The 6,354-nt window shown below is 69.1% G+C and carries 3 protein-coding genes and 1 pseudogene; 1 reads left to right on the forward strand and 3 read right to left on the reverse strand.

The genetic code is table 11. The features are described from left to right. Positions 1 to 135: 135 nt before the first annotated feature. From VTU_RS27585 to uvrA, 3 genes and pseudogenes are all read right to left on the reverse strand, one after another. Positions 136 to 743 (reverse strand): annotated as a pseudogene (locus VTU_RS27585) (SPOR domain-containing protein). Positions 744 to 755: 12 nt separating this feature from the next. Next, positions 756 to 2,477 (reverse strand): arginine--tRNA ligase, encoded by a 1,722-nt coding sequence (gene argS, locus VTU_RS0115525; RefSeq protein WP_010105786.1) that lies wholly within the window; start codon positions 2,475 to 2,477, stop codon positions 756 to 758. A 180-nt stretch (positions 2,478 to 2,657) separates the two neighbouring features. Next, complete coding sequence (gene uvrA / locus VTU_RS0115530) at positions 2,658 to 5,732, reverse strand: excinuclease ABC subunit UvrA (RefSeq protein ID WP_081479847.1); 3,075 nt, start codon at positions 5,730 to 5,732, stop codon at positions 2,658 to 2,660. Positions 5,733 to 5,927: 195 nt separating this feature from the next. On the opposite strand from uvrA, the gene VTU_RS0115535 reads away from it, so the two are divergent. After that, a partial coding sequence (locus VTU_RS0115535) for an MFS transporter (RefSeq protein WP_029554456.1) occupies positions 5,928 to 6,354 on the forward strand: 427 nt, incomplete at its 3' end.

A 6,354-nucleotide genomic window follows, 5' to 3' on the forward strand; every position in this document is an offset into this window, starting at 1 on the left:
AAAAAAGCGCGGCCCGAGGGGGCAGGGAAGCGCAAGCCCGCAGGCAGGAACATTGCGCGGCTTGCGCAGTGTACTGAGGCGCATCAGAAGGAATGCAGCGATTTCATTTCGTGCCACTATTTACGGGCCGGCGCATCAGTGTGCGACCCGGATCAGCGTCGAATCCACCCCGGCACCGTCGAGCTTTTCCTTGAACTGCTCGGCGTCGCTGCGTTTGGTGAACGGGCCCACGCGCAGCGAAAAACGGGCCGGCCGTTCTGCTCGCGCGTGCTCACGCGGGCCTCCCAGCCGAGCATGGCGAGCTTGGCGCGCTGCGTGTCGGCGTCTGACTGGGTGCGGAAGGCGCCGGCCTGCACAAAGTAGTCGAACGGGTCCGGGCTGCCCTGGGCCGCCTTGGCCATGGCCAGATCGGTCAAAGGGTCGTCGCCGGGCTTGCTTTCGACCTTGGCCTCGGACGCTGCGGCGCGCGCATCCGGCGCTGCGGCGGAATCCGGGGCCGACGCGGCGGAGGCCGGGGTGACGGGGCGGGCCGGATTCTTTCCGTACAACGGCGCGTTCGGGTCCCAGTCCTTGTTCTTGCGGGATTCGGCGGCGTCCATGTCGGCGCCCCAGCCCAGGCTCCTGTTGAGGAACGGAATCGGTACCTTGGTCACGTAAACGGCCACGGCCAGGGCAAGGCCCAGGCCGACGACGACGCCGACGATGAAACCGGCGAGGCCTGCCCCCGTCTGTTGCTTTTTCATGGTGATGACTGTCTACATTCTGTCTGGGGCCGATACGCCCAGAACGGCCAGGCCATTGTGCAATACCTGCGCGGTCGCAGCGACGAGGGCCAGGCGTGCGCGCTTGACGGTTTCATCGTCGACCAGGATGCGCTGCGCGTCGTAGTAGCTGTGGTAGCTGGCGGCCAGGTCGCGCAGGTAGAAGGCGACGTCGTGCGGCGCCGTGCCCTCGGTCGCTGCCACGAGCATCTCGGGGTATTTGGCCAGATGCAGCATCAGGGCCTGGGCCTGGGGGGCTTCCAGGCTGGACAGGTCCGCGTCCCGGAGCGTGGCCGCCGCGTCCCCGCCCGGCTGCGCCAGCGACTCCTGCCAGGTGCGCAGCACCGAGCGGATGCGCGCATGCGCGTACTGCACGTAGTACACCGGGTTGTCGTTGTTCTGCGCCACGGCCAGGTCCACGTCGAAGCTGTATTCGGTGTCGGGCTTGCGGCTGAGCAGGAGGAAGCGCACCGCGTCCTTGCTGGTCCATTCGATCAGGTCGCGCAGCGTCACGTAGCTGCCCGCGCGCTTGCTGATCTTGACCTCCGCGCCGCCCCTGAGCACGCGCACCATGGTGTGCAGCACGTAGTCGGGGTAGCCCTGGGGAATTCCCGCGCCGGCCGCCTGCAGGCCGGCGCGCACGCGGGCGACGGTGCCGTGGTGGTCCATTCCCTGGATGTTCACGACCTTGGCGTAGCCGCGCTCCCATTTGTCGATGTGGTAGGCCACGTCGGAGACGAAGTAGGTGTACGTGCCGTCCTGCTTGCGCATGACGCGGTCCTTGTCGTCGCCGTAGTCGGTACTCCTGAGCCACAGGGCGCCGTCGCGTGCATAGGTTTTGCCGTTCGCCACCAGCCGCCGGACCGTGGCCTCGACGTGGCCGCCGGTGTACAGGCTGGACTCCAGGAAGTACGCGTCGAACCGGAGGTGGAAGGCCTGCAGGTCCTTGTCCTGCTCGTTGCGCAGATAGGCCACGGCAAACTGGCGGATGGCTTCGGGGTCGTCCACGTCGCCGCTGGCCGTGAACTCCCGGTCGTCGGCGCGCACGGTCTTGCGGGCGCGGAAGTCGTTTGCAATGTCCTGGATGTAGTCGCCGTTGTAGAACGCCTTGCTCGCCGGATCCCCGGGGTCGGTGGGCCAGCATGCGTCGCCAGGCTTGAAGCCCTTGGCGCGCAGCCGCGTGCTGTGCGTCAGCGTCTCGATCTGCACGCCCGCGTCGTTGTAGTAGAACTCGCGGTGCACCTTCCAGCCCTGGGTGGCAAACAGGTTGCTGATCGCGTCGCCGAGCGCGGCCTGGCGGCCGTGGCCCACGTGCAGCGGGCCCGTGGGGTTGGCGGAGACGAACTCGACGAGCACCTGCCGGCCGTTTTCTGGCGCGCAGCCATAGCGCGCGCCCGCGGCCAGCACCTCGCGCACGACTTCCTGCCGGGCTGCGGGCAGCAGGCGGATATTGATGAAACCGGGGCCCGCGACGTCGATGTCCGACACCCAGCGCTGGAACGCCGGCCTGCCGCGCAGCGCGCTGCGCAGGCTTTCGGCCAATTCGCGGGGATTGCGCTCGAGCGGGCGGGCCAGTTGCATCGCGGCGGTGCAGGCGAAATCGCCATGCGCCGCGACCTTCGGGGATTCGAACGCCGCCTTGGCGCCAGCGCCTGGCGACAGGATTTCCAACTCGGCTGCAAGCGCAGCGAGCAGTTCATTTTTGGCTCTGAGCATCGGCGGATTTTACCGGGGCGACCGCGCGGGGCCGCTGCCGCGCAACCCACGAGGCAAGCACAATGGCCGACGCGCTGCGCTGGACCTTGGCAGGGCTTCTTTTCTGGGCGGCGGGAACAGGACCGAGGACAGCGCCAAACCTTCATTCTCGAGTACCCGGTTCCGAATGGAAGCCGCTTGCTATAGCGCCATGGACGGCGTGCGCAGATAGGGCGCGAGGTACTGCCCCGTATGGCTCGCCGGGTTGGCCGCCAGGTCCTCGGGGGTTCCCACGCCGACCACGCTGCCGCCGCCGGCGCCGCCCTCGGGGCCCATGTCGATGAGCCAGTCGGCGGTTTTGATCACGTCCAGGTTGTGCTCGATGATGACGATGGTGTTGCCCGCGTCGCGCAGCTGGTGCAGCACCCGGAGCAGCAGGTCGATGTCGGCAAAGTGCAGACCGGTCGTGGGCTCGTCCAGGATGTAGAGCGTGCGGCCGGTGTCGCGCTTGCTCAGTTCCTGCGCCAGCTTCACGCGCTGCGCCTCACCGCCCGAGAGCGTAGTCGCCGCCTGGCCCAGGCGGATGTACGACAGGCCCACGTCGAGCAGCGTCTGCAGCTTGCGCGCGATCGCGGGCTGGTCCTTGAAGAAGGCAAACGCGTCTTCCACCGTCAGTTCCAGAATCTGCGCGATGCTTCGGCCCTTCCACAGCACCTGCAGCGTCTCGCGGTTGTAGCGCTCGCCGTGGCAGACGTCGCAGGGCACGTACAGGTCGGGCAGAAAGTGCATCTCCACCTTCACCACGCCGTCGCCCTGGCAGGCCTCGCAGCGGCCGCCGGCGACGTTGAAGCTGAAGCGCCCGGGGCCGTAGCCGCGTTCCCTGGCGCTCGGCACCTCGGCCATGAGCTCGCGGATGGGCGTGAACAGGCCGGTGTAGGTCGCCGGGTTGCTGCGCGGCGTGCGCCCGATGGGCGACTGATCGACGTTGATGACCTTGTCGAAGTATTCGATTCCGACGATCTCCTCGTGCGGCGCGGGCTCTTCGTGCGCGCGGTGGACCCGGCGCGCCACGGCGGCGTACAGCGTGTCGTTGACCAGCGTGCTCTTGCCCGAACCCGAGACGCCCGTGACGCAGGTGAGCAGGCCGACGGGGAAGTCCACGCTCACGCCGCGCAGGTTGTTTCCCGTGGCGCCGACCACGCGCAGCGTCTGCAGCGTGCCCTCTTGGCGGGCGGGGTGTTCGGCGTGGCGTTTGCCGGCCCGGGCCTCGGGAAAGCGCGGCCTGCCCTTGGTCGCCGCCACCGGCGCATCCTGCGCGGGCGCGGGCAGCGGCAGCCAGGGCCTGCGGCGCCCGGGCAGCGCGATCGACAGGCTGCCGGCCAGGTAGCGGCCGGTGAGCGAATCCGGGTGCTGGCACACTTGCTCGTAGCTGCCCTGCGCCATCACGCAGCCGCCGTGCACGCCCGCGCCCGGGCCCATGTCGATGATCTGGTCCGCGGCGCGCATCATGTCCCGGTCGTGTTCCACCACGATCACGCTGTTGCCGATGTCGCGCAGGTGTTGCAGCGTGGCGATGAGCCGTTCGTTGTCACGCTGGTGCAGGCCGATGCTGGGCTCGTCGAGCACGTACATCACGCCGGTCAGGCCCGAGCCGATCTGCGACGCCAGGCGGATGCGCTGCGCCTCGCCGCCGGAGAGCGTTTCGGCGCTGCGCTCCAGGCTCAGATAGCCCAGGCCCACGTCGTTGAGGAATTGCAGGCGCGTGGCGATCTCGCGCACCACCCGGTCGGCGATTTCCGCCTTCGCGCCGCTGAGCCTGAGCGCGCGGAACCAGGCCTGCGCGTCGTTCAGCGTGGCGCGGCCGATTTCATGAATCGCGCGCGCCTGGGGGCCCTCGCCGAGCATCACGTGGCGCGCCTCGCGGCGCAGGCGCGCGCCCTGGCATTCGGGGCAGGGCTGGGTGCTGCGGTAGTGCGCCAGGTCTTCGCGCACGAGCGCCGAATCGGTCTCGTGGTAGCGCCGCGCCAGGTTCGGCACGATGCCTTCGAAGGCGTGCTTTCTGATCCGGGTCTGGCCGGTCTTCTCGCCGTCGAGGACGTAGTCGAAGGCGATCTGCTCCTCGCCCGAGCCGTGCAAAACGGCCCGCTGGACCTTGGCGGGCAGCGATTCGAAGGAGGCTTCCACGTCGAAGCCGTAATGCCTGGCCAGGCTTTCGAGCAGCGCAAAACAGTGGCCGTTGCGCCGGTCCCAGCCCTTGATCGCGCCGCTCGCCAGGCTGAGCGTGGGAAAGGCCACCACGCGCACCGCGTCGAACACCTCGCGCTGGCCGATGCCGTCGCACGCCGGGCAGGCGCCCAGGGGCGAGTTGAAGGAAAACAGGCGCGGCTCGAGTTCCGCCAGCGCGTAGCTGCACAGGGGGCAGGCGAACCGGGAACTGAACAGGTGTTCCTGGCCGTTGTCCATCTCCAGCGCCAGCACCCGGCCCTGCGTGCCGCCCACGCGCAGCGCGGCCTCCATGCTCTCGGCCAGGCGCTGCTGCATGTCGGGGCGCACCTTGATGCGGTCGATCACCACGTCGATGTCGTGCTTCTCGGTCTTCCTGAGCGCGGGCAGGTTTTCGTGTTCGTGGATCAGCCCGTCCACGCGAAAACGGACGTAGCCCAGCGCCTGCATCTGCGCAAACAGGTCGGTGAATTCGCCCTTTCTGCCGCGCGCCACGGGGGCCAGCACCATCAGGCGCGTGTCCTGCGGCAGGGCGAGCACGGCATCGACCATCTGGCCCACGGTCTGCGCGGCCAGCGGCAGGCCATGCTCGGGGCAGAACGGCGTGCCCGCGCGCGCGTACAGCAGGCGCAGGTAGTCGTGGATCTCGGTGACCGTTCCCACGGTGGAGCGCGGGTTGTGGCTGCTGGCCTTTTGCTCGATCGCAATCGCCGGCGACAGGCCCTCGATCAGATCGACATCGGGCTTGTCCAGCCGCCCCAGGAACTGGCGCGCGTAGGCCGACAGGCTCTCCACGTAGCGCCGCTGGCCCTCGGCGTAGAGCGTGTCGAACGCCAGGCTGGACTTGCCCGACCCCGACAGCCCGGTGACCACCACGAGCTGGTTGCGCGGGATGTCGAGGTCGATGTTCCTGAGGTTGTGCGTGCGCGCGCCCCGGATGCTGATGCGCTGCGCGCGCAGCGCGCGGGCCAGATACTTGTCGTCGGCAGGGAGATCGTCATCGGCAGCAGGAAATGAGCTCACGGCGCAGGTTCGGAGAGGAAAACCCGCCATGATAGGCGACGGGCCAGCGGCAGGCGGCGCCTGCGGCCCATCGGTCCCGGAGCGCCAGAGCGCAGACCCCGGGCAGGGGATGCGCGAGAATGCCGGCTTTGCCCCATGCGCACCGCCGTGCCAGATCCCTTGTCCATACCTTCTTCGGGCGCCGCAGTGTCGGAGCAAGCCCTCCCCGCCCACGCCAGCCATTCCATGACCGCGCTGGAGCGCCGCTCCAGCGTTGGCCTGGCGCTGATCTTCGCGCTGCGCATGCTGGGGCTGTTCTTGGTGCTGCCCGTGTTCGCCCTGGAAGCGCGCAGCTACCCCGGGGGGGACGACCCCGCGCTGGTCGGTCTGGCCATGGGCATTTATGGCCTGACGCAGGCGCTGCTGCAATTGCCGCTGGGCCTGGCGTCGGACCGCTTGGGCCGCAAGCCGGTGATCGTTCTCGGCCTGCTGGTATTTGCCGCCGGCAGCCTGCTCGCCGCGCGTGCCGATTCGCTCACCGGGCTGCTCGCGGGCCGCGCGCTGCAGGGCGCCGGCGCCGTGTCGGCCGCCGTGATGGCGCTGCTCGCCGACCAGACGCGCGACGCCGTGCGCACCAAGGCCATGGCGCTGGTCGGCGGCGGCGTGGGCCTGG

The sequence above is a fragment of the Verminephrobacter aporrectodeae subsp. tuberculatae At4 genome (assembly GCF_000193225.1).
GTDB lineage: Bacteria > Pseudomonadota > Gammaproteobacteria > Burkholderiales > Burkholderiaceae_C > Acidovorax > Acidovorax aporrectodeae.

Excerpts from the sequence above, each read along its gene's own strand:
- argS (WP_010105786.1), bottom strand. The coding sequence starts at position 2,477 with ATGCTCAGAGCCAAAAATGAACTGCTCGCTGCGCTTGCAGCCGAGTTG.
- uvrA (WP_081479847.1), bottom strand. The coding sequence starts at position 5,732 with ATGGCGGGTTTTCCTCTCCGAACCTGCGCCGTGAGCTCATTTCCTGCT.